General features: G+C 60.9%; 16 protein-coding genes, 2 tRNA genes and 1 pseudogene. 9 read left to right on the forward strand and 10 right to left on the reverse strand.

What is annotated here, in order from left to right:
• Positions 1-31: 31 nt before the first annotated feature.
• The 4 genes from ACG33_RS08010 to ACG33_RS08030 all read right to left on the reverse strand — a co-directional run bounded on the left by ACG33_RS08010 (position 32) and on the right by ACG33_RS08030 (position 7,840).
• Positions 32-3,256: an efflux RND transporter permease subunit gene (locus tag ACG33_RS08010; protein ID WP_066920202.1), complete on the reverse strand. Its 3,225-nt coding sequence runs from the start codon at positions 3,254-3,256 to the stop codon at positions 32-34.
• A 10-nt stretch (positions 3,257-3,266) separates the two neighbouring features.
• Positions 3,267-4,457, reverse strand: coding sequence for an efflux RND transporter periplasmic adaptor subunit (locus ACG33_RS08015; RefSeq protein WP_066923035.1), 1,191 nt, complete (start codon positions 4,455-4,457; stop codon positions 3,267-3,269).
• A 10-nt stretch (positions 4,458-4,467) separates the two neighbouring features.
• Positions 4,468-5,706, reverse strand: coding sequence for a TolC family protein (locus tag ACG33_RS08020; protein ID WP_066920203.1), 1,239 nt, complete (start codon positions 5,704-5,706; stop codon positions 4,468-4,470).
• Between the two features lie 433 nt (positions 5,707-6,139).
• Positions 6,140-7,840 carry an NAD-dependent malic enzyme gene (locus ACG33_RS08030; RefSeq protein WP_066920208.1) on the reverse strand — a complete coding sequence of 567 codons (1,701 nt, stop codon included), beginning with the start codon at positions 7,838-7,840 and terminating at the stop codon, positions 6,140-6,142.
• A gap of 310 nt (positions 7,841-8,150) precedes the next feature.
• On the opposite strand from ACG33_RS08030, the gene ACG33_RS08035 reads away from it, so the two are divergent.
• Positions 8,151-8,226, forward strand: a tRNA-Gly gene (locus tag ACG33_RS08035).
• Between the two features lie 137 nt (positions 8,227-8,363).
• Positions 8,364-8,437, forward strand: a tRNA-Cys gene (locus ACG33_RS08040).
• Positions 8,438-8,444: 7 nt separating this feature from the next.
• Here ACG33_RS08040 and pgsA read toward each other — a convergent pair.
• From pgsA to aceA, 4 genes are all read right to left on the reverse strand, one after another.
• Positions 8,445-9,002 (reverse strand): CDP-diacylglycerol--glycerol-3-phosphate 3-phosphatidyltransferase, encoded by a 558-nt coding sequence (gene pgsA / locus ACG33_RS08045; RefSeq protein ID WP_322109344.1) that lies wholly within the window; start codon positions 9,000-9,002, stop codon positions 8,445-8,447.
• Positions 9,003-9,185: 183 nt separating this feature from the next.
• A complete protein-coding gene (gene uvrC / locus ACG33_RS08050; RefSeq protein WP_066920213.1) occupies positions 9,186-11,003 on the reverse strand; it encodes an excinuclease ABC subunit UvrC in 1,818 nt (605 codons plus the stop codon).
• A gap of 127 nt (positions 11,004-11,130) precedes the next feature.
• Positions 11,131-11,784, reverse strand: a complete 654-nt coding sequence (locus ACG33_RS08055; RefSeq protein ID WP_066923038.1) for a uracil-DNA glycosylase — start codon at positions 11,782-11,784, stop codon at positions 11,131-11,133.
• A 519-nt stretch (positions 11,785-12,303) separates the two neighbouring features.
• Positions 12,304-13,590: an isocitrate lyase gene (gene aceA, locus ACG33_RS08065; protein WP_066920215.1), complete on the reverse strand. Its 1,287-nt coding sequence runs from the start codon at positions 13,588-13,590 to the stop codon at positions 12,304-12,306.
• Positions 13,591-13,903: 313 nt separating this feature from the next.
• Between aceA and ACG33_RS08070 the strand changes: the two genes are divergently transcribed.
• Together ACG33_RS08070 and ACG33_RS08075 are read left to right on the forward strand one after the other, a co-directional pair.
• Positions 13,904-14,920, forward strand: coding sequence for a LysR family transcriptional regulator (locus ACG33_RS08070; protein ID WP_083536599.1), 1,017 nt, complete (start codon positions 13,904-13,906; stop codon positions 14,918-14,920).
• Positions 14,921-14,939: 19 nt separating this feature from the next.
• Positions 14,940-15,485: pseudogene (locus ACG33_RS08075) on the forward strand (pseudouridine synthase); the annotation flags it as partial.
• A 67-nt stretch (positions 15,486-15,552) separates the two neighbouring features.
• Here ACG33_RS08075 and ACG33_RS08080 read toward each other — a convergent pair.
• The gene (locus ACG33_RS08080) at positions 15,553-16,461 is read right to left on the reverse strand and encodes a DMT family transporter (protein WP_066920216.1); all 909 of its coding nucleotides are present in this window, start codon (positions 16,459-16,461) and stop codon (positions 15,553-15,555) included.
• 62 nt (positions 16,462-16,523) lie between these two features.
• Positions 16,524-16,703 (reverse strand): hypothetical protein, encoded by a 180-nt coding sequence (locus ACG33_RS16515; RefSeq protein ID WP_066920217.1) that lies wholly within the window; start codon positions 16,701-16,703, stop codon positions 16,524-16,526.
• Positions 16,704-17,043: 340 nt separating this feature from the next.
• Between ACG33_RS16515 and ilvC the strand changes: the two genes are divergently transcribed.
• The 5 genes from ilvC to leuB all read left to right on the forward strand — a co-directional run bounded on the left by ilvC (position 17,044) and on the right by leuB (position 22,499).
• Positions 17,044-18,036 carry a ketol-acid reductoisomerase gene (gene ilvC / locus ACG33_RS08090; protein WP_066920219.1) on the forward strand — a complete coding sequence of 331 codons (993 nt, stop codon included), beginning with the start codon at positions 17,044-17,046 and terminating at the stop codon, positions 18,034-18,036.
• A gap of 54 nt (positions 18,037-18,090) precedes the next feature.
• Positions 18,091-19,050 carry a branched-chain amino acid transaminase gene (locus ACG33_RS08095; protein WP_066920221.1) on the forward strand — a complete coding sequence of 320 codons (960 nt, stop codon included), beginning with the start codon at positions 18,091-18,093 and terminating at the stop codon, positions 19,048-19,050.
• Between the two features lie 324 nt (positions 19,051-19,374).
• Positions 19,375-20,826, forward strand: a complete 1,452-nt coding sequence (gene leuC, locus ACG33_RS08100; protein ID WP_066920223.1) for a 3-isopropylmalate dehydratase large subunit — start codon at positions 19,375-19,377, stop codon at positions 20,824-20,826.
• A 12-nt stretch (positions 20,827-20,838) separates the two neighbouring features.
• Positions 20,839-21,429 carry a 3-isopropylmalate dehydratase small subunit gene (gene leuD / locus ACG33_RS08105; protein WP_066920227.1) on the forward strand — a complete coding sequence of 197 codons (591 nt, stop codon included), beginning with the start codon at positions 20,839-20,841 and terminating at the stop codon, positions 21,427-21,429.
• A gap of 14 nt (positions 21,430-21,443) precedes the next feature.
• A complete protein-coding gene (leuB, locus tag ACG33_RS08110; RefSeq protein WP_066923041.1) occupies positions 21,444-22,499 on the forward strand; it encodes a 3-isopropylmalate dehydrogenase in 1,056 nt (351 codons plus the stop codon).
• The last annotated feature ends 307 nt before the right edge of the window (positions 22,500-22,806 follow it).

Consider the following 22,806-nt stretch of genomic DNA (forward strand, 5'->3'; position numbering starts at 1 on the left):
GGTGCGAATTCATTCGGATACAGTGCTCTTTTCATGCCCTGCCCCTCTTCGCTTCTTCCGGCTTCACAGCACGGGCCGCGAAGGTGGGCAGCACTATCAAGGTCAATACGGTGGCTGTGATCAGACCTCCAATGACGACGGTGGCGAGCGGCTTCTGTACTTCGGCTCCTGACCCCGTCGCTATCGCCATTGGCATAAAGCCGACAATCGCCACCAGCGCTGTGGTCAGCACGGCGCGAAGGCGGCTCGACGCGCCGGCGATAGCGGCCTCCAGAGGCAGATCACCGGCCATCAGACGCTCACGGATCGCCTGCATCAGCACCAGCCCGTTGAGCGTGGCTACACCCGACACTGCGATGAAGCCCACGGCTGCCGATACGGAGAACGGCATACCACGCACCAGCAGTGCCAGTGCACTACCCACCAAAGCCAATGGCACGCAGACAAAGACAAGCGCGGCTTCACGAATAGTGCCTAGCGCCATGTACAGCAGGCTTCCGATCAACAGAAACACGACCGGAACCACCAGCATCAACCGTGCTTCCGCGCGCTGCAGATTTTCGAACTGCCCCCCCCAGGTGAGATAGACACCAGCGGACAGCGGAACCTCTGCCACGGCGGCCTGTGCTTCCTGCGCGAACCCACCCAGATCCCGTCCGCGCACGTTGGACTGCACCACGATGCGGCGACTGCCGTTGTTGCGACTGATCTGGTTGGATCCTTCGCGCACGTCGATACGCGCCACCGATGACAAAGGCACCACCGTGCCATCGGGTGCAACGATGGGTAATGCCGCCAGTTGCGTTGGATCATTCCGGACGACTTCTTCCAGTCGAATCACGATGTCGAAGCGGCGGTCGCCCTCGAAGATCTTTCCGGCGGATGTACCACCGATACCGATTGCCACGGCCTCACTGACATCAGCGGCGCTCAATCCATATTGGGCCGCGGCCGCGTGATCGATCTGGACCGTGAGCGTAGGCAGCCCGGAGACTGGCTCCACACGCACGTCGGCAGCTCCCGGAATGCCACGTAATTTGACTGCTATCTGGTCAGCTGTTCTTTGCAGGATGTCGAAGTCGTCACCAAAAACCATGATAGCCAGATCGGTCCGCACGCCGGAAATCAATTCGTTGAAACGCAGTTCGATCGGTTGACTGAATTCAAATACATTTCCGATCTGATCATCCAGCTGTGATTCGAAGCGCTGGATCAGTGCTTGCTTATCCAGCGATCCATCCGGCCACTCGGACCGAGGGCGCAGTACGATGACAGTGTCGGTAATATTAGGCGGCATCGGATCGATGGCCACTTCGGCGGTACCCGTACGCGAGAAGATGGTTTTGACTTCCGGTTCATTCGCCAAAGCCTTCTCCAAGGCAAGCTGCATCGATAGCGATTGCTCCAGGGAAGTCGAAGGCACCCGCAGGACCTGCATGGCGAGGTTGCCTTCATCAAGCGTCGGCATGAACTCACGGCCCAGTGAAACGAAAGTCGTCAATCCGACAGCGAGCATGAGAACGGCACCAGCAAATACTGCTCGTGGCCGCCTCACCACTCGACGAATGATCGGTTCAACCCTGGCACGCACGAAGCGGATAAGGCGGGTCTCGTGCTCGTCTTCATTCGCATGCTCGCGCTCATCGGCCTGCATCTTTGGCTCACGCACGAACAGGGCGGCCATCGCCGGTACGAAGGTGAACGAAAAGATGAAGGCGCCGACCAGTGCCAGCATGAACGTCGCTGCCATGGGCTGGAAGGTCTTGCCTTCCACCCCCTCCAAGGTGAGGATGGGGGCGAATACCAGCAGGATGATGAACTGACCGAATGCGGCCGGACGCACCATCTTGCGCGCAGCCTGAACCGCCACTCGCAATCGCTCAGTGACAGACAGGGCACGGCCCAGTTCGGTACGCATCTGCCCGAGCATGAGCAAGATCGCCTCGATCACGATCACGGCGCCATCGACGAGAATACCGAAATCGAGTGCACCGAAACTCATCAGGTTGCCACTGATTCCGCAGCGGTTCATGCCGATCACCGCGAACAGAAAGGACAATGGGATGATCAGTGCCGTAATAGCTGCCGCGCGTAGATTGCCCAGCAACAAGAACAGCACAGCGATGACCAGTAACGCGCCTTCGGTCAGGTTCTTGGCCACCGTCTTGATCGTTGCATTGACCAGTTCACTACGATTCAGCACCGGCTCGGCAACGATGCTCGGTGGCAATGAACGGTTGACTTCGACAAGTCGCGCCGCGGCCGCCTGTGCGACCGTCCGGCTATTGCCGCCCGCGATCATCAAGGCGGTGCCGAGTACTGCCTCATGACCGTCGTGTGTCGCCGCGCCCAGGCGCGGTGCCCGACCCAGACCCACACTGGCTACATCAGAAACCCGAACAACAAGGCCGTTGCGCTGAGTGACCGGCGACTGCGCCAGGTCATCAACAGTTAGCGCGAGCGCATCGGTGCGGACGATCAAGCCTTCGCCCGCACGCTGAATGAATCCGGCACCCGCCTGAATGTTGGATCGTTCGAGTGCGAGCACGAGATCGCCAAGGCCAAGCCCATAGGCCGCCAGTTGCTCCACTTTGGGCCTAACCGCGTACTCTTTGACGTAACCCCCGATCGTATCGACGCCGGCAAGCCCTGGTGTAGAGCGCATCAGCGGGGCGATGATCCAGTCCTGGACTGTTCTGAGGTAGGTGGCACGCTCTTCGAGCGTCGTGAGCCGCTCCCCTTCCGGCGTCAGATAGATCTCGTTGGCCTGCCAGCCCGGCTCGCCGGGAGAGGTAGTTTTATCCGGAGCGAATGGTGTGAAATCCACCGTCCACATCAGGACTTCGCCAAGCCCCGTGGTGACAGGTGACATCATCGGCGTCACCCCTTCAGGCAGATCCCCAGCCACCTCGCGCATGCGCTCGCCCACTTGCTGACGCGCAAAGTAAATGTCGGTCTGGTCGGTGAAGATGGCCGTGACCTGCGAGAACCCATTGCGTGATATGGAGCGGGTACTGGTCAGCCCCGGTATGCCGGCGAGTGCGGTTTCAAGCGGATAGGTCACCTGGCGCTCGATTTGCGCGGGCGCCAGCGCGGGTGCGAGGGTATTGATCTGCACCTGACGATTGGTGATGTCCGGAACAGCATCGATGGGAAGCCTGCTGAGCTGAAACAACCCATAGGCCATGACAAGCGTCGCGGCGAATACCACAGCCCAACGAAACTGGACTGATTTCTCAATAATCATCTTGAACATGGGATTCGCCTCAATGACCGTGCTCGGCCTCGGCCTTGGCGAGTTCGGCTTTCAACAGAAAGGCATTGGTGCCAGCAATACGTTCATCACCGGACAGGCCATTGAGGATTTCAATGAATCCACCCGCACGCCGGCCAACAAGCACCGGTGTGGCGCGAAAGCCGCTGTTTCCTACCACGAATACGACGGATCGTCCTTCCACCGTTTGCACGGCATCGGCAGGTACAGTGAGTCCGGCTTCCTGTCGGTCCGTGACGACAATTGCCGTGAGGGGTGAACCGGCCGGCGGCAGATCTTCGGCCGTTGATCGCGCTCGGATCACCGTGGCACCAGTGTGCTCGCGGGCGCTGGCGGCAACGCCGATCACGACCGCTTCAAAGTTGCGGGATACTCCGGTCACTTGGATGCGGGTTCCCGCGGCGACTTCGGATGCCAGCGCCGGAGGCGCGTTGAACACCAGTTCCACCCGAGCCGGGTCGGCGATTTCCGCCACAGCGCCGCCCGCCGCCACAACCCCACCGAGGGTGATATTCACGGCGCTGACGATGCCGGCAATCGGGCTGTTGATGATGAGTCGTCCAGAGGTATCAGGCGACCCGCTGGCAGCGACTTGTGCTTGCGTTGCCCTCGCTGTCGCGTCAGCGGCAAGAGACCGTGCTCGGGACGCTTCCATCTCCTGACGGGCGACGATACCTTGTGCAACGAGATTCAGGTCCCGCTGATAGACAAGTCGTGCAGCCTCCGCCTCTGCCGCGGCAGCATCGGCATTGGCGCGTAATGTTGCAGCTTCACCGCTGACGATGATGGCAAGAGATTGACCCACTTCCACTGATATGCCGGGAGCAATGAATATTTGTTCAACCCGGCCGCTGGTGACCGCCGCGACAATGGCCTTGGCGTCAACCGCCGATTCAACGCGGCCGGACAGTCGGTATTCACTCCCTCCGCCACGACTGACGCTGACGATACCGATGCCCGATGCCTCGATCTGCCTTTGCGTCAGCGCGACAACATCTTCTTCTGACCACTCCTCCTCGTACTCGTCATGGTTATCGTGTTGTTGGTTTTCTTTATGACTCTCATCATGAGCGGCATGATTGCCATGCTCTGCATGCGGCATGAATCGGGCGGCGCTGAAACCAAGACCAAGAGCGATCAATAAAGCTGCTCCAATGAGGAGTCGGTTTTTGTTTGGGTTCATGAATGCTTCCTCAGAACGGAGCACGGCCATCAAGGCCTGCAAGTTCAACTTCCGCACGGACGCGTACCAACCGCGCATTGACGGCTGTATTGCGTGCACTGATCAGAGCCGATCGGATACTGCGCAGCTCCAGTTGCGAGATACGCCCGACGTCGAAACCCGCACGCGCGAGTTGATAGGCTTTCTCAGCCGAAGTAACGCCATTGTCGGCAGCACGTATGCGGGTCATGGACGCATCAAGACGGGCTTGGGCAGCAGTGCGATCAGCCTGGATTTGCAGCTTTGCAGTGGTCAATCTGGCGGCGGCGGCGCGCTGCTCAGCCTGGGCGGCACTGATTGCGCCCTTGTTTTTGTCGAACAAAGGGAGGGATACATTGATGCCGAAGGTGAATGCCTCGGTGTTGTATTCCTGGAACCTCCGCACACCAAGCGATACGCTTACCGCGGGACGCGCACGCAACCGCTCGACACTGACCGATTTAGTCGTAGCCTCCAGTTCTGCCTCGGCAATCTGAACGGTGAGAGGAGTGTCCATGCCCTGGAACAAGGCATCAGGAGAGCGGTTCAATAAACTGGGTTCGATGGCGGTCACTGGCTCAACCAGCATCGCAGCGGCGGTCAATCTGGCAAAAGCGGCATCGCGGTTCGCCCGCGCTTCATCCGCTGCAGCACGGGCGGCCTCAACTTCGCTGTTCGCCTGAATGCCGCGCAGTGAGGGTTCTCGACCTTCTTCAATCAGCAGCATGACTGCGTTGGCGTCCGCTTTCGTCAGCTCCAGCGCCTCGACAGCCAGCTCACACTGCAGAGAAGCCGCTTCCGCTTCAGAATAGATCAGCGCAAGACCACCGGCGACCGTCCACTGTGTTTGATCGCGTCGCAGCGCCGCGACCTTCGCCTCCGCTTGCGCGGCATCGATGCGTGCGCCTCGCTGGCCCCACAGCTCCAACGGTTGACTGAGGGTCAATGTCGATTCCGCTGCGTCGTACCCAAAAAAGGGGGCACGACCGTAGACGTTTTCAGTCTCCACGGAGACAGAGGGATTGGGCAAAGCTCGCGCCTGTTGCGCGCGCGCATTGGCAGCGTCGAGCAACGCCTCCACTTCAAGCGTGATGGGAATGCGATCGAGGCTCTCGATCAATGATTCATAAGGCGGAGCCGGTTTGGCCCGCGCAGATAATGCGAATAAGATCGCTGTCACGGTCACAGCAAACTCAACCGCCCACTGCGGTCGACTGAACGACATAAGCATGAGAAAATCCCAAAGCTGAACGAGTTGACGAAACGGTCGCACGAAGGGTGCGGCCAGGAGTCGTCAGGCTTTGGGCGGGCGCATCAACTCGTCGGGAGTGCGAGATGCAAGGGCAGTACTAGCTGGCCACTGGTGCGTTAAATTGAGGGGCTCGGTTTTGGGGGCTGTGCCTGGGGGAGCGTGAGCGTAGATATGGTGACAATGCCCATGGCTGCAGGCGTCATGATCTTTGTCTGAGTCCGAACCGTTGTTCTGGCTGTCCCCACCCTCATCGTGGGAGTCCGCCATGACATAGTGGGCATCAATACTCTCGAATGCACACAGGAACATGTCAGCCACAGGAATAGCAACGAACGTTGCAAGCAGCAACGCCATCACCATGAGCCTGTGCCTGAGAAAAAAATGTACCATTACAACATGACCGGCAGCCGGCCTATGAGGCTCGCCTGTAAGGCAGGTAGCGCGGCGTCCACATCTTTTCATCGATGCGATGGATGAGTTCCTCATCGGTCATCGCCGGCGCCAAATCCGCTCTCTCGGCTTCGCGAGCCACGGCGAGCGCAACATGCCGTGACGCCTCACGCACCTGCTCCACGGTCGGCAGCAAGGGGGCCGAGGCGTCGGCGAGCGCCGGTGAAAGCCCACTCAGCGCCCGGGCCGCGGCAACGAACATGGCATCCGTGATCCGCGCTGCGCCGGATGCAAGCACACCCAGGCCCAAGCCTGGAAAAATGAAGGCGTTGTTGCACTGAGGAATCGGGATGCTTCGGCCCGCATACTCGACGGGTGCGAACGGGCTGCCCGTCGCAATCAAGGCGCGAGCATCGGTCCAGCGAACCAGGTCTTCCGGAAGCGCTTCGCAACGCGAGGTCGGATTCGACAATGGAAAGATGGCCGGATATTCGACATGGCGCGCCATTTCACGCACAATTTGCTCATCGAACGCACCCGGCTGTGCGGCGGCGCCGATCAGCACGGTCGGCCGTACCTGACGCACAACCTCGAGCAATGAAGGAATCGTCGAGTTCGAACCGCTGAATAGTGCTTGCGGCTGCGCATAGAGGCGCTTGCCGGCGTCCAGATCCTCTCGTCCGTCGTGCACGAGTCCCTGGCTGTCGATCAAGCAGATTTGTGCTCTCGCGGCATCAGGGGAAAGACCGCTCTCGACCATTGCAATAACGAGTTGAGTAGCGATTCCCACCGCGGCCGAACCGGCGCCCAGCAAGACGATGCGCTGCTCGGCAATGCTCGTCGCCGTCGCTGCGGACGCCGCCATCACCGCAGCCAGTGTGACTGCGCCCGTACCCTGGATATCATCATTGAAGCTGCACAGACGATCTCGATAACGCTCCAGCAACCGCCCGGCGTTGTTTTTGGCAAAATCCTCCCATTGCAATACCGCGTGAGGAAATCGTTTCGCCACGGCGGTGACGAACGCTTCCATGAACGCATCATAGCGATCGCCCCGAATGCGCTCGTGACGGCGTCCCAGGTACAGTGGATCCTCGAGCAACTCTCGATTGTTGGTTCCCACATCGAGCACGATCGGCAAGGTCGTTGCAGGATGGATCCCGGCGCAAACGGTATAGAGAGAGAGTTTGCCGATCGGTATGCCCATCCCGCCGATCCCCAGATCGCCCAGCCCCAGGATGCGCTCGCCATCGGTCACACATATGACCTCGACATCCCGACGTACCGCCGCCAGCAACTCATCGAGCATGTCTTGCTGATCGATCGAGATATAGAGCCCGCGCGGACGATGATAAATGCGGCTGTATTCCTGGCACGCGATGCCCACGACCGGCGTGTAGATGATCGGCACCATTTCCGTAAGGTGCTCGCTCAAGAGGTGATAGAACAAGGTCTCATTGCGATCCTGGAGCGCAGTGAGACATTGGTAACGCTCGAGATCGGTCGTCTTGCTCTTGTAGTTGGCATAGTTGCGCGCGAGCTGATCCTGTTCACTCGATACGGCGGGCGGCAACAACCCGGCCAGGCCGAATACGCGGCGTTCCTGCTCGGTGAACGCAGTACCTTTGTTCAACAGCGGATCTTCGAGCAGGGCACGGCCGCTCAACGCGGTTTCCAGATAAGCCTCGTTGCTGTCGGCGTCGCGCCGAATCCTGTAGGGCATGTCGATCAGACTCCGATCCTCAAATCATGCCGACATCGTATCGATCAGTGATCGTGCCGGGCTTGGTTGAATGGCAGCATGGCATGCCTGGCTATCCGGCACGGTACCCAGAGGGTATCGCGATAGGATAGGTTCGGCGGGTATTATCCACGAACGCGGCGACCATCGATATCTGCCGTAACGATGCGCCGGGCACGGCACCCAAGAGCCGATCATGAAAATTCATCCCCTGTACAAGCGCCATACGCTTGACAGCCCGGCCGCCAGCCCTAAAATAGCTGATTCATCCGGAGTGATCTTCGGGCGGCGTGCGGGAATAGCTCAGTTGGTAGAGCGCAACCTTGCCAAGGTTGAGGTCGCGAGTTCGAGCCTCGTTTCCCGCTCCAGTCCTTGCCGGTTCTTGATATTCCTCCAGTGCCGACCCCGGGCCATCGGTTCGGGGTTTTGTGTTTCAGGCGCCGTCTCGATGCCTGCCGGATCCGGTTCCGACCGGAGGGGACTGTGCTTGTCGATTGTCGCCTCAGGCTAGGTGGCAGAGTGGTCATGCAGCGGCCTGCAAAGCCGTGTACGCCGGTTCGATTCCGACCCTAGCCTCCAATCAAATCTATAAAGCCCCCGAACGCATCAAATCGGGCCAGGCCGCCTTCAGATACAGCACCATGGACCACAGGGTCAGGGCGGCGGCGGCCATCAGGCAATAAACTCCCATTTCGTACGCGGGCACGAACCACACGTCGCTGCGAAACAGCATCATGGACAGCCCCGTCATCTGGAAGATCGTCTTCAGCTTGCCGACCGACGAGACCGCAACCTTGCCGCGTGCGCCGACTTCGGCCATCCATTCCCGCAGTGCCGAGATCGTGATTTCACGACCGATGATGATGGCTGCCGTGAGTGTGATCAGCAGATCCGGATTGAATGGGATGAGCTTCAGATCCTGGGATCTGTGACTGACCAGCAGTACCAGTGCAACGGCCACCATCAGCTTGTCCGCAACCGGATCCAGGAAAGCGCCCAGACGAGAGGTTTGCCCCAACCGGCGGGCCAGATAGCCATCCAGCCAGTCTGTCAGCGCCGCCAGGATGAATGCGATCGCCGCTGCGGGGTTGGACCAGGAATACGGCAAATAGAACAGCACGACCACCAGCGGAATCATGAGCATCCGCACCAGGGTCAGGACATTCGCGACGGGGAAACTCACCGCCATCTACTCGATCGCCTGATTCTGGACATATGCAGGAATCCTTATATCGACGTCACCATTGCGAGGTCATTGCGGTTCGCAGTGGTGACGAATGGCGTATTCGCGCCGAAATTCACGCAGCGTATCGATTGTAAGTAATTTTCAGCCGCTGGAGTGCAGGGTATCGTAGATCGACTGTGCCAACCGGCGTCCTATGCCCCGAACCCTGGCCAGATCATCGATGCCGGCGCGAGAGATGCCCTGCAGGCCGCCGAACTGGCGCAGCAGCTCACGGCGCTTGTGCGGTCCCAGGCCCGGTACGTTTTCCAGCACGGAACGGGTGCGAGCCTTGGCCCGCCGCTGACGATGACCGGTGATCGCAAAGCGATGTGCCTCGTCGCGCACCCGCTGGATCAAGTGCAATGCCGGTGAATCCGGAGGCAGGATCATGGCGGGCTCATGGCCGGGCCGAAACAAGCGTTCCTGTCCGGCGCGCCGATCGGCTCCCTTGGAAACGCCGACCATCGTCACCCCTTGAATATCCAGCGCCGCCATGACCTTCACGGCCTCGGCGAGCTGTCCCGGTCCGCCATCGATCAATAGCAGATCGGGCATGGGCGCTTCACCCTTCTTGAGGCGTGCATAACGGCGGCCCAAGGCCTGGCGCATCGCACTGTAATCATCGCCGGGCGTCAGGCCTTCGATATTGAAACGGCGATAATCGCTCTTGATGGGCCCTTCGGGTCCAAAGACCACGCAGGACGCCACAGTGCGTTCACCCAGGGTATGGCTGACATCAAAACATTCGATGCGCGCCGGTATTTCCGGCAGCATCAGCGCCTCCGCCAACGCTTGCGATTGCTGCACGGCGGTGGCCTCGGTCGCGCGGCGCAACTTGAGCCCGATGCCGGCATTGGTACGCGCCATCTCCAGCCAGCGCGCACGCACACCTCGTACCGAGGCGCGGATGCGCACGGTGCGCTGCATACGCTCGGACAACGCCGCCGCCAGGAGGCCGGCCCCCTCGATGCGTTGCTCCACGAGGATTTCCGCCGGCGCCTCGCAGCCCAGGTAGTATTGCGCCAGGAACTCCGCCAACAACTCGCCGGCCTCGGCGATACCGCCGCGCGGAAAGAAATTCGAACTGCCCAAATTGCGCCCGCCGCGCACGAATACAATCGACACGCAGTGGTCGTTGCCCTGGGATGCAAGAGCGACCGCGTCGATATCTGCGCGGACACTGCGGGTGACGGATTGGGTCGCATGAATGGCCTTGATGCCGTTGATTTGATCGCGGATGCGAGCGGCACGCTCGAAGTCCAGTGCGGCTGCGGCTTGCTCCATACGCTTGGCCAGTTCATCGATCAGGTCGGTACCCCGCCCTTCCAGCACCTTGATCGCATCCGCGACATCCTGTGCATAGGCCGGCTTGGAGATGAATTCCACGCATGGCGCCGAGCAGCGTTTGATCTGATATTGCAGACAGGGGCGCGAGCGATTGGCGAAAAAACTGTCGCTGCACGGTCTGAGTAGAAATAATTTCTGCAGCAGCAATAGTGTCTCGCGGGTAGCTCGCGCATTCGGATAGGGTCCGAAAAAGCGCCCCGGCAGCTTGCGGCTGCCGCGATGGAAACTGATGCGCGGATAGTCGTGTTGGGTGGTGATGTATAAATAAGGAAAGCTCTTGTCGTCGCGCAAGGTGACGTTGTAGCGCGGCCGGTGCTGCTTGATAAGATTGTATTCCAGCAGCAACGCTTCGGTCTCGGAGGCGGTTGCCGTCACTTCGACATTCACGACCTGCGCAATCATCGCCATGGTCTTCGCCGACTGCGCCTTGCCCACGAAATAGCTGCTCAGGCGATTTTTAAGGTTGCTTGCCTTGCCGACATACAACAGTTCGCCATTTGCGCCGATCATCCGGTACACCCCCGGACGCCGGCTGACATTGGCGAGAAAACGCTTGGCATCGAACGTCGTCATGCGGTCATTCTAACCAGCCTGGCCGGCGGCTTCAGGCTCATCGCTGCCCTGCCCGCCGCGGTGCCGGCCGCAGCCTGGGTGCCAGTGAGCGGCGCCGGAAACGAACCAGGTTCTGGAGCCGCTCTGTTCAGTCCATTGCATCCAACAATGAACGGGCCCGCGCAAAGACCGCTTCGAACATGGCCGTCGTGAGACGGCGGGTCTGGGTGTTGTAGCGGCTGCAGTGATAGGAGTCGAGCAACACCTGCCCGCCGGGCAAGCGAAACTCCGCTGCATGCGCGAATTTGTAACGTGCCGGCGGCAAGGACAGGGCGCGCAACACCGCGCCATGTGCGATCGAACCCAGCGCCAGCAGGACGACTTGTCGTGGTGCCTGGGCCAGTTCCGCTGCCAGGTAGCGATTGCAGGTCCGGATCTCGGTGGACGTCGGTTTGTTCTGGGGCGGGACGCACTTGACGGAGTTCGTGATACGGCAATCGAAGAGTTCGAGACCGTCGTCGATCGAGACCGAGACCGGCCGGCTGGCGAAGCCGAACCGATGCAATGTCTGATACAACAATACGCCGGCATGATCTCCCGTGAATGGACGCCCCGTGGCGTTTGCGCCATGAAAGCCGGCGGCCAGACCCACCAGGATCAAGCGCGCGTTCGCATCACCGAAGGGTGCCACCGGTGCGCAATAATAATGAGGATACTGTTTACGGCCTTCCGCCAGATATCTTGCCAGGCGTGGACAGGCGGTGCAGCCGCGGTCGAATACCACACCATCGGAGGGCCACAGCCCGGGCGCCTCGCCTGCTTCGCGCACCGCTGCAGTTGGACGATCCGGCGAGCCGCCCATGTGGGAAGGATGCCGGCGCGATGCTCCCGGCTGCGCGGCTCCGCTGGGCGACGCGGCGCTCGGGGGCGCAGTGACGCTTGAGGAAACCGTAGCGGCGCCCCCAGCGGCGATTGCGCGCATATTCTCCCTGGAGGACTCGTTGTTCCTGGAGGACTTGCCGCCGTCGGCAAGCAGCTGAGGAAGCAAGGGTTGCCCGGTGCGCCTGGGCAAGGCGAAACGGACGCGTGAGGATTTCGCGGCTTTCATCGCTACAGTCTAGCGGAACAATTTGGCGAAACAGCTAGCGAACCTGGCGATCCGGCGGTGCGGCGCATCCCGCGCTCCCGCTCCGCCGGAATATCGGCGGAACGAGGAGCGTCCCCAGGGGAGCGCCCCCCGAGGAGTATCCCCCGAGGAGTACCCTCCTGAGGAGTACTCCAGGGGCATACCAAGGAAATCGACGATTTACGGCGCCGAAACTCAACCGCGCTGGTCGAACTGCGCCTCCTCGGTCGAGCCTTTCATGGCCGTGACCGAGGAGCGTCCGGCCGTCACGGTCTGGGTGACATCATCGAAGTAGCCGGCTCCCACCTCGCGTTGATGCTTGGTCGCCGTGTAGCCGTCCTTCTCGGAGGCGAACTCCAGTTCCTGCAATGCCACGTAAGCCGACATCTGCGTGGCCTTGTAGCCGCGCGCCAGTTCGAACATGGAATGGTTCAATGCATGGAAGCCGGCCAGGGTGATGAACTGGAACTTGTAGCCCATCGCACCCAGCTCACGCTGGAATTTTGCGATCGTGGCATCGTCGAGTTTCTTTTTCCAATTGAAGGAGGGCGAACAGTTGTAGGCCAGCAGCTTGCCTGGAAAACGCTGGTGGATCGCCTCGGCGAAGCGCTTCGCCTCGCGCAGATCGGGCGTGGCGGTTTCGCACCAGATGAGATCGCAGTAGGGTGCGTACGCCAGTCCGCGGGCGATCGCCTGCTCCAAGCCTGCCCTGACATAAAAGAAGCCTTCGCTGGTACGCTCCTGCGAGGAGATGAATTCCCGGTCACGCTCATCCACATCGGTGGTCAACAGGTTTGCGGACTCCGCATCGGTGCGCGCGACCAGCACCGTCGGCACACCGCAGGCATCAGCTGCCAGACGCGCCGCGATCAGCTTGCTGACGGCCTCCGAGGTTGGCACCAGCACCTTGCCGCCCATGTGGCCGCATTTCTTGGCGGAAGATAACTGGTCTTCGAAATGCACGCCGGCCGCGCCCGCCTCGATCATGCCTTTCATGAGTTCGAAGGCATTGAGTACGCCGCCGAAACCCGCTTCTGCATCCGCGACGATGGGTTTGAGCCAATCGATCGAACGGTCGCCTTCGGCATGGTGAATCTGATCGGCCCGCAGCAGAGTGTTGTTGATCCTGCGAATCACCGACGGCACCGAATTGGCCGGGTACAAGGACTGATCCGGATACATTTCACCGGCAAGATTGGCATCGCCGGCGACCTGCCACCCCGACAGATAGATGGCGTCCAGACCCGCCTTCACCTGCTGCATCGCCTGATTGCCCGTGAGCGCGCCCAGCGCGTTCACGAAGGGCTTTTCATTCACATACTTCCACAGCTTTTCCGCACCCAGGCGCGCCAGCGAGTGCTCGATATGCACCGAGCCGCGCAGCCGGACCACATCTTCGGCCTGATAGGGGCGTTCGACACCCTGCCAACGTGGGTTGTTTTGCCATTCTTTGCGAAGCTGCTCGGCATTGAGCTGGGTCATCGGAAATTCCTCGTGCGTTGGGGTTAAGAGATCGATGCCCTCGAAGCAGCCTGAAGTCGGTGGGTCCTGGCATGCTCGGGACGGATGAGCCGGCGATATGTATCGGGACTCCCGGCGAGACGGAGAGGAGTGCAATGCATCGGCCATCGAGCGGACTCAATCTGGCTGTCGAGGTGCATCGCCCGAACCGTCTCGCTAAATGGAAGTGAATTCCGACTGGCAGTGCCATATCACTGGCCGCTACCTTAACCATTTCTATTTTGATCGTAAAATATATGGTAAATTGCTTATCAATATTTAATAGATATATCTAATGGAATTACGTCACCTGCGCTATTTCATTGCGGTCGCCGACGAACAGCATATGACCCGTGCCGCCGAACGCCTGGGGATCCAGCAACCTCCCCTGAGCATCCAGATACGTGCACTGGAGCAGGAATTGGGCGTGCAGCTACTGCGCCGCAAGCCGCGCGGGGTGGAATTGACCGAGGCAGGCGGCGTTTTCCTGGCGCGCGCGCGCGCGATCCTGGATGAGGTCGACCGCACCATCGCCTCGGTACGCCGCACGGCCCGCGGTGAACAAGGCCGGGTCGTCGTGGGCTTCACCAGCTCCGCCCCCTTTCATCCGTTCGTGCCCCGAGTCATTCGCGCCTTCCGGGAAATGTCACCCCGGGTCTCGCTGGAACTGGCGGAAAGCGGCAGCAGCGCCCTGGTACAGGCGCTGCATGAGGAGGAGATAGATGCGGCGTTCATTCGCTCGCCGGTGGTCGACATCGTCAATCTCATCGTGGAGCCGCTGCTGGAGGAAAGAATGCTGCTGGCGCTGCCGGCGGGGCATGCGCTGGCGAATATCACACCTCAGGATGAGGACGCCGGGTCTCTTGGCCGCACCGCTCCCCTGCCCTTGTCCGCGCTCGCAAACGAAACCTTCATTCTGTACAAACGTCCCGGCGGTCCGGGGTTGTACGACACCATCATTGCCGCTTGCCGTCATGCGGGATTCAGTCCCCGCGTAGGTCAGGAAGCGCCGCGCATCATCTCGACCTTGAATCTGGTTGCAGCCGGCCTGGGCGTCTCGGTGGTACCCGAGTCCCTGCAGCGGCTACAGATGGACGGCGTGGTGTATCGGCGTTTCGAAGAAACCGTGCATCTCAATGCACCGTTGCTGCTTGCTTGCCGGCGCACCGAGAGCGCCGCGGCGGCGCAACGCTTCATCGAGCTGGTGCGCAGCACCGCCCGGCATATCGATCCAGCCGGTGAATCCGCGGTAGATCAGTCGCATTTCCGAGAGCCGGCTCCCTCGCCTTGCGGTACGAACCAGTCCGAATGACGCTCTCCTGGACGGCGCCATGATGCATGCCCCTGCCCTGCTGCTATTCAACAAGCCTTTCCAGGTGCTGACGCAATTCACCAGTTCGGACGGTAAATCGACCTTGAAAGACTGGATCGACGCGCCGGGGATGCGCCCGGCCGGTCGGCTGGATCATGACAGTGAGGGGTTGGTACTGCTGACCGACTCCGGCCGGCTGCAGGCCTATCTGGCCGAGCCGCGCTGGAAGGTTCCCAAAACCTACCTGGCGCAGGTCGAGGGCGAGTTGAATGAAGCGGCGCTGCGGCAGTTGAGGGCCGGCGTGCGCCTGAAGGATGGTCTGACGCTGCCGGCACTGGCCGAGCAGGTGCCGGAGCCGGCATGGCTGTGGCCGCGCGATCCGCCGATCCGGCATCGCAAGGCGATCGCCACGTCCTGGCTGCGCCTGACGATCAGCGAGGGTCGCAACCGGCAGGTGCGGCGCATGAGCGCCGCGGTGGGCTATCCGACCTTGCGGCTGATTCGCTGGTCGGTGGGCCAGTGGTCGCTCGATGGGCTGTCGCCCGGTCGATGGCGTCACGTGCCGGAAATACAAGTCATGCGCTTCATGGACGAACGATACGAAGCCGCCTGCGGCACTGCGCGAGGCGCGCCTAGGTTCCGGTATCGATCAGGTGCTGTTCGCGCAGGACCACGATCAACACGCCGATGAGCGTTGCCGTACCGCCCAGCAGCATGCGCACGGTGAGTTGATCGTGCAGCAATGTCACGCCGAAGAACACGCTGCATACCGGTGACAGCAAGGTGGCGGGCGCCACGCTGGTCACCGGATAGCGCGACACCAGGTGGTACCAGATGGTGTGGGCAACCAGGCTGGATACGAGGGTGGTGAAGGCCAACGCGGACCATCCCCGGATATCCGCGTTTTGTATCGCAGCCCATTGTCCGGATTCCAACATCAGACTCATCAGCATCAGCATCGGCCCGCCGACCACGGCAATCCAGGCCTGCAGTTCCAGCGGGCGAACACCACGCAGTCGCTTGATGTAGACCAGGCCGAGGGAACCGAAAAAACAGCTCAGCACCACCAACGCCACGCCATCCCAGGCGGCAAACACGTGCGGATCGAAGCTGATGATCGCGACGCCGCCGAACGCCAGAGTGATACCCAGGCGGCGACGCCAGCGAATCGTCTCACCCAGCAGCCACACTCCCAGCAGGGTCGCGATCGGCACACTCAGTTGCGTGACGATCGCCACCGTAGAAGCATCCTCGACCATGGACAAACCGATGAACAACAACGCGAAGGCCACCGGACCGGTCAGCATCGCCGCGGCCAGCAACTGTTTCATCTGTCCGTAATGCAATTTCAGGAACGGCAGAAGGAACAGGGCGAGCAAACCGAAGCGCAGGGCGGTGAAAAAGATGGGTGGAAACTGGATGACGCCGGTTTTGGCGGCAACCAGGTTGAACCCCCAAATCAGGTTCATGGCGATGAGCAGCGCAAAATCACCGGTCGAGATCGACGCCCGGTCGATCGCCTGGATAGAACTAGCAGACATGCGAAAATGAAGGCGGACGCAATCTCGACGGATCCCTTCGGCTCGGTTTGCGACTTTTGGATTCAGGCCAGTACGCCGGCCAATGATCTCATAAAATCATGATTTCCATCGTGATGAATGCCTGCCGGCGGCGTCCGGCAGAGCTGAAAATCCATGGAATTCTTCGCATTCGATCGCAAGCCGTTGCGGCACGCCGCGGGATGCGCATCCGTATGGCGCAGCTTGCCAAGCAGTGTGCTCATATCTTGACAAGTTACGCACCCATATGTTGGTATCTTAAAGTTTTCTCCGCCGGTATGAGGTCTCCAAGCAACTCTATCGGGATGCGATGGCTACCGTCTTCAAGGCAAAGGTCACGGCGTGCGGCAGGATGATTTACAGAGCATGCCGGATGGAAGTGACATGAGTGCCGCCGACATCATCGTACGAGCAGGCATTGACGCATCGGCTCTGTCCCCGAAGCCGGTGTGCGGGATCGACGGCTGAGCGCCTAGCAGGCAGACGAATTCGCCACATGAACCCCGCACCGGCCAGTCCGAGGCGGGGTTCTTTCATTTTCAATACACGCTTTCAGGAGCGCACATGCAGATCTACTCGCAGAAGGACGTCAAAAAGAAGGCTCTCAAGGGTGCACGTATCGCCATTCTCGGCTACGGCAGTCAGGGTCGTGCACATGCGCTGAACCTCAAGGACAGCGGTTTCGATGTCGTCGTCGGCGTACGCAAGAACGGCGATAGCTGGAAGAACGCCAAGAAGGACGGCCTGCCTGTGGCCGAGCCAGCCGATGCCGTCAAGGGCGCTGCGCTGATCGCGTTCCTGACCCCCGATCTGACTCAGAAAGATGTGTATGCGGAAGTCATCGACAACATCGCCAAGGGCGCAACGATCCTGTTCGCGCACGGCTTCAATGTCCACTTCAAGCAGATCAAGCCGCGCCAGGATCTGGACGTCGTACTGATCGCCCCCAAGGGCCCGGGCGGATTGGTGCGCCGCCAATATCAGCAGGGCCGCGGTGTACCGTGCCTGATGGCGGTGTACCAGAACGCCACCCGCAAGGCGAAGGACAATGCGCTGGCCTATGCCGACGGCATCGGCGGAACCCGCGGCGGCGTCCTCACGACGACCTTTGCCGAAGAGACCGAAACCGACCTGTTCGGTGAGCAGGCGGTACTGTGCGGCGGTGCGACCGAACTGGTCGTGAAGGGTTTCGAGACGCTGGTGGAAGCCGGCTATCAGCCCGAGGTCGCCTACTATGAATGCCTGCATGAATTGAAGCTGATCGTCGACCTGCTGCATGAAGGCGGCCTGGCCAAGATGCACCAGTTCATCAGCGAAACGGCCAAGTACGGCGACCTCACCCGCGGCCCGCGCATCGTCAACGCCGCGACCAAACGCGAGATGAAGAAAGTCCTGAAGGAGATACAGGACGGCAAGTTTGCCCGTCAGTGGATCGCCGAAAACAAGCGTGGCCGCAAGCGGTACAAACAGCTGATGAACAAGGATCTCAAGCATAAGATCGAAAAGGTCGGCGTGAAGCTGCGCCGCCGCATGCCCTGGCTGCAGGAAACAGCCTGATCCCCGGGTCCGAATACTTACCGCCGAACGCCGCACGCACAGGAGCACAGCGTCATGCCCATCCAGGCTGCCAAGCATATTTGGTACAACGGCAAACTCGTGCCCTGGGAGAAGGCGACCGTTCACGTACTGGCGCACGCCCTGCATTACGGCTCGACCGTTTTCGAGGGCGTGCGCTGCTATGCGACCGCGCAAGGTCCCGTAATCTTTCGCTTGCGCGACCATACGCGACGGCTGTTCGATTCGGCCCGGATCTATCGCATCGACATTCCCTACACGCCGGATGAGATCAATGCGGCATGCAAGGAAATCATCGTCGTCAACGGACTCGACAAGGGCGCCTACATGCGGCCGTTCGCCTTTCGCAGTTATGGCGAAATCGGCGTGGCGCCCAAGACGCCGCCGCCGATCGATACCGTCGTGGCGGCGTTCGAATGGGGCGCCTACCTGGGGGCGGACGGCCTGGAGAACGGTATCGACGTGTGCGTCTCCTCCTGGCAGCGTCTGGCGGCGAACACCATTCCCGCCTTGGGCAAGGCGGCCGGTAATTATCTCTCCAGTCAGTTGATCAGCATGGAAGCCAAGCGCCTGGGATTCGCCGAGGGCATCGGTCTGGGCATCGACGGCAGCGTGAGCGAAGGTGCCGGCGAGAATCTGTTCGTGGTCCGGGACAATGTGATCTATACCCCGGGACTGGCCAATGCGATCTTGCAGGGCATCACCCGCGACACGGTGATCACCCTGGCGCGTATCCATGGCTTCGAGGTACGTGAGCAAGCGCTGCCGCGTGAATTTCTGTATCTTGCCGATGAAATCTTCCTGACGGGATCCGCCGCCGAGATCACACCGGTGCGTTCGGTCGACCGGATCGAAGTCGGCAGCGGCAAGCGCGGCCCGGTCACGGAAGCACTGCAGTCCGCCTTCTTCGGCCTGTTCGACGGCAAAACCGAGGACAAGTGGGGTTGGCTGGAGCGCTGCGACGATATCGGCGCCAAAACCGCGGCCAACGCCTGATCAGGCCAACGAGAGCGATACCGCTCCTTTCGGGGCGGTCCTCCGGAATCATTTCAGGGCAATACGCCAAGCGTATCCACCAGGGCCGCCGCCCAGGGCATCGCTGGAAGTCAGGACATCCCCCAGACATATCACCCAGACATATCACCCAGAGATAACAACCAGAGACATCGCCAGAAACGATGGCTGCCTGAACAATGGTCAATCCGCCAGCTCAAGAGCTTGGCATGCTGGTATCCGGCGCAGTCACCGAGGTGCCGCCGGAGGCAGCCCGAGCCGGATACGCCGTCATATGTGCCGGCGCGCAGCTCAGCGAGGAAAGTCATGAATACACGCACCGATCCCCGACGTAGCGAACCGCTGACCCTGTTCGAAAAGGTCTGGAAGCAGCACGAGGTGGTGCCGCAGACCGCGGATACACCGGCTATCCTGTATATCGACCTGCATCTGATCCATGAAGTGACCTCCCCGCAGGCCTTCTCGCTGCTGCGCTCGCTGGATCTGAAACTGCGGCGTACCGATCGCACCTTGGCAACCATGGATCATTCCACCCCCACCGATCCGGACGAGATATCCGGCCGGGTGCCGATCAAGGTCGAATCGGCCGCCCGCCAGCTGAAGCAGCTGGAAGTGAACTGTCGCGAATTCGGCGTCAACCTGCGCGGTCTGGGCAGCGATCAGCGCGGCATCGTGCACGTGATCGGCCCGGAACTGGGCGCGACGCAGCCCGGCAAGACGATCGTCTGCGGCGACAGTCATACTGCGACTCATGGCGCATTCGGCGCACTGGCCTTCGGTATCGGCACCACCGAGGTCGGCCACGTCCTGGCGACGCAATGCCTGCTGCAACGCCGCCCCAAAACCATGGCGATCGAGGTAAGCGGCCGGCTGGGACCCGGTGTCACCGCCAAGGACCTGATCCTGGCGATCATCGGTCGGATCGGCGTATCCGGCGGCACCGGACATGTCATCGAATATCGTGGCACGGCGATCGAGGCGCTATCCATGGAAGAGCGCATGACGGTCTGCAACATGTCGATCGAGGCCGGCGCGCGCGCCGGTATGATCGCGCCCGATGACACTACCTTTGCCTATCTGAAGGGCCGGCAATACGCCCCCACGGGCGCCCACTGGGATGCCGCGGTGGAACGCTGGCGGGCGCTGCGCACCGATCCGGGCGCCCTCTTTGACGAGATCGTGCATATCGATGCGGACTCGATCGCTCCCATGATCACCTATGGAACCCATCCGGGCATGGTCGTACCGATCGGCGCCGCGGTTCCGCAGCGGCCCGGCGATGCGGCACACGCAAAGTCGCTGGCCTACATGGGACTGCAGGAGGGCGAGGAAATCATCGGCAAGGCGATACAGGTGGTTTTCCTCGGCAGCTGCACGAACGGTCGCCTCTCCGACCTGAAACAGGCGGCGCAGGTATTGAAGGGACGCAAGATTGCGCCCGGGGTGCGCATGCTGGTCGTACCAGGTTCGCAACAGGTGAAGCGCGAGGCCGAAGCGATCGGACTGGACAGGATCTTCATCGAAGCCGGCGCCGAATGGCGCGAGCCCGGTTGCTCGATGTGCCTGGGGATGAATGGCGATCTGGTCGCGAAAGGCGACTATGCGGTCAGTACCAGCAACCGCAACTTCGAAGGACGCCAGGGGCCGGGCGCACGCACATTGCTCGCCAGTCCGGCGACGGCGGCGGTGGCGGCGCTGACCGGACGTATCACCGATCCGCGTGAATTTCTTGCCGGCGCCGCGCCGGCCGCTCATTGAAGGAGCCGCGACATGGAACCTCTGCGCACGATCGAATCGCGTACCGTCGTCTTGGCCACGACCAATATCGACACCGACCAGATCATCCCTGCGCGCTTTCTCACAACGACGACCAAGGAAGGCTTGGGAAAGCAATTATTCGCAGACTGGCGCTACGATGCTGCCGGTATGCCGAAGCCGGATTTCATTCTGAACCAACCTGCCGCCGCGGGCTGCGAGATCCTGGTGGCAGGACGTAATTTCGGCTGCGGCTCGTCGCGCGAGCATGCGCCCTGGGCGCTGCACGACTACGGCTTTCGTGCAGTGATCAGCACCCAGATCGCAGACATCTTTCGCAACAATGCGCTCAAGAACGGCGTCGTACCGGTGGTGGTGGACAAAGACACTCACCTCTGGCTGTTGAACAATCCCGGGACGCTGGTGCGCATCGATGTGGAAAGCAGCAGCCTGACTCTGCCCACGGGTGCGCGGACCGGCTTCCCGCTGGAACCCTTCGCACGCTACTGCCTGCTGAACGGTATCGATGAACTCGGCTACATCCTCAAGCAGGCCGATACCATCAGCCGATTCGAACAGAGTCACGACCAAATCTATCCAGCATGAGCAACTCTCACAAGATCCAGGCCACCATCGTGGTACTTCCCGGCGACGGTGTCGGTCCGGAAGTCACCCACGAGGCAGTACGCGTACTGGAAGCGGTAGCGGCACGCCGCGGACACAGCTTCGATTTCGAATCGCATCCGATCGGTGGCGCAGCCATCGACGCCTGCGGCAGCGCCTTGCCGCCCGGCACGACCGCCGCCTGCCAGCGAGCACACGCGGTGCTGCTAGGCGCGGTGGGCGGCCCGAAATGGTCGGATCCAGCTGCGCCGGTGCGTCCCGAGCAGGGTTTGCTGGCACTGCGCAAGGCGCTGAACCTGTTTGCCAATCTGCGCCCGGTGACGCTGCACCCCGCCCTCCTCGATGTTTCTCCTCTCAAGGCGGACATCCTCCAGGGCACCGATATCATGGTGGTACGCGAGTTGACGGGCGGCATCTACTTTGGTGAAAAGCAGCGTACGGCAACCTTCGCGAGCGATCTGTGTACCTACAGCGTGGAAGAGATCGAACGTGTCACACGTGTGGCCGGAACGCTGGCGCGCTCACGCCGCCGGTCCATCGTCTCGGTCGACAAGGCCAACGTGCTGGAGACCTCGCGTTTGTGGCGCAGTACCGTGGAATCCTTGCTGAAGACGGAGTTTCCCGATGTAAAGTTCGAACACATGCTCGTCGATGCTGCGGCCATGCATTTGATCCGTCGGCCGTCGAGCTTCGATGTGATCCTGACCGAAAACATGTTCGGCGATATCCTGACCGACGAAGCCTCGATGCTGGCGGGCTCGCTGGGCCTGCTACCATCGGCATCGTTGGGTTCCGGTACACAGGGTCTGTATGAGCCCATCCATGGTTCGGCACCCGATATCGCCGGCCAGGGCGTCGCCAATCCCTACGGCACGATTCTGAGCGCTGCCATGCTGTTGCGCCATTCCCTCGGCCTCCACGAGGAAGCGGCACTGGTTGAAAAAGCGGTAGCCGAGGCGATCGTAGCCGGCGTGCGGACTGCCGATATCGGGGGCTCCGGCAAGGCGGCCACGACGGCTCAGGCAGGCAGCGCCGTCGTAGATCGAATCTAGAATCTCTGACTAAGCTATTGATTTCTAGTTAAATCTAAGCTTAAAAGTCTGGAACCGAAGATTCTTGCCCAAATTATCGGCCAGACCGGTTATCATCGTCCCTGCGACAGGTGCTGATTCTCCTGCCGCAGCCTTCGGGCAAATCTCCATATCTCGGCCAACGGTCGAGGTGTCTTTGGTGGAACAGGGCTCGTGTCGGGTTAGTCCCCAAGGTTGACGCCGGTTCAACCGGCGTCGGCCACGACGGTAGTTCTTAGTTGCCACACCCCAGGCCGGCTATGCCGGCCTGTTTTTTATCTCCAAACCG

The organism is Steroidobacter denitrificans (genome assembly GCF_001579945.1).
In the GTDB taxonomy this organism is placed as follows: Bacteria; Pseudomonadota; Gammaproteobacteria; order Steroidobacterales; family Steroidobacteraceae; genus Steroidobacter; species Steroidobacter denitrificans.

Coding starts and splice junctions, on each gene's coding strand:
- ACG33_RS08010 (WP_066920202.1), bottom strand. CDS start 3,256: ATGTTCAAGATGATTATTGAGAAATCAGTCCAGTTTCGTTGGGCTGTG.
- ACG33_RS08015 (WP_066923035.1), bottom strand. CDS start 4,457: ATGAACCCAAACAAAAACCGACTCCTCATTGGAGCAGCTTTATTGATC.
- ACG33_RS08020 (WP_066920203.1), bottom strand. CDS start 5,706: ATGCTTATGTCGTTCAGTCGACCGCAGTGGGCGGTTGAGTTTGCTGTG.
- ACG33_RS08030 (WP_066920208.1), bottom strand. CDS start 7,840: ATGCCCTACAGGATTCGGCGCGACGCCGACAGCAACGAGGCTTATCTG.
- pgsA (WP_322109344.1), bottom strand. CDS start 9,002: ATGCTCATGATTCCGCTGGTGGTCGTGCTGTTCTATTTGCCGTATTCC.
- uvrC (WP_066920213.1), bottom strand. CDS start 11,003: ATGACGACGTTCGATGCCAAGCGTTTTCTCGCCAATGTCAGCCGGCGT.
- aceA (WP_066920215.1), bottom strand. CDS start 13,590: ATGACCCAGCTCAATGCCGAGCAGCTTCGCAAAGAATGGCAAAACAAC.
- ACG33_RS08070 (WP_083536599.1), top strand. CDS start 13,904: ATGGAATTACGTCACCTGCGCTATTTCATTGCGGTCGCCGACGAACAG.
- ACG33_RS08080 (WP_066920216.1), bottom strand. CDS start 16,461: ATGTCTGCTAGTTCTATCCAGGCGATCGACCGGGCGTCGATCTCGACC.
- ACG33_RS16515 (WP_066920217.1), bottom strand. CDS start 16,703: ATGAGCACACTGCTTGGCAAGCTGCGCCATACGGATGCGCATCCCGCG.
- ilvC (WP_066920219.1), top strand. CDS start 17,044: ATGCAGATCTACTCGCAGAAGGACGTCAAAAAGAAGGCTCTCAAGGGT.
- ACG33_RS08095 (WP_066920221.1), top strand. CDS start 18,091: ATGCCCATCCAGGCTGCCAAGCATATTTGGTACAACGGCAAACTCGTG.
- leuC (WP_066920223.1), top strand. CDS start 19,375: ATGAATACACGCACCGATCCCCGACGTAGCGAACCGCTGACCCTGTTC.
- leuD (WP_066920227.1), top strand. CDS start 20,839: ATGGAACCTCTGCGCACGATCGAATCGCGTACCGTCGTCTTGGCCACG.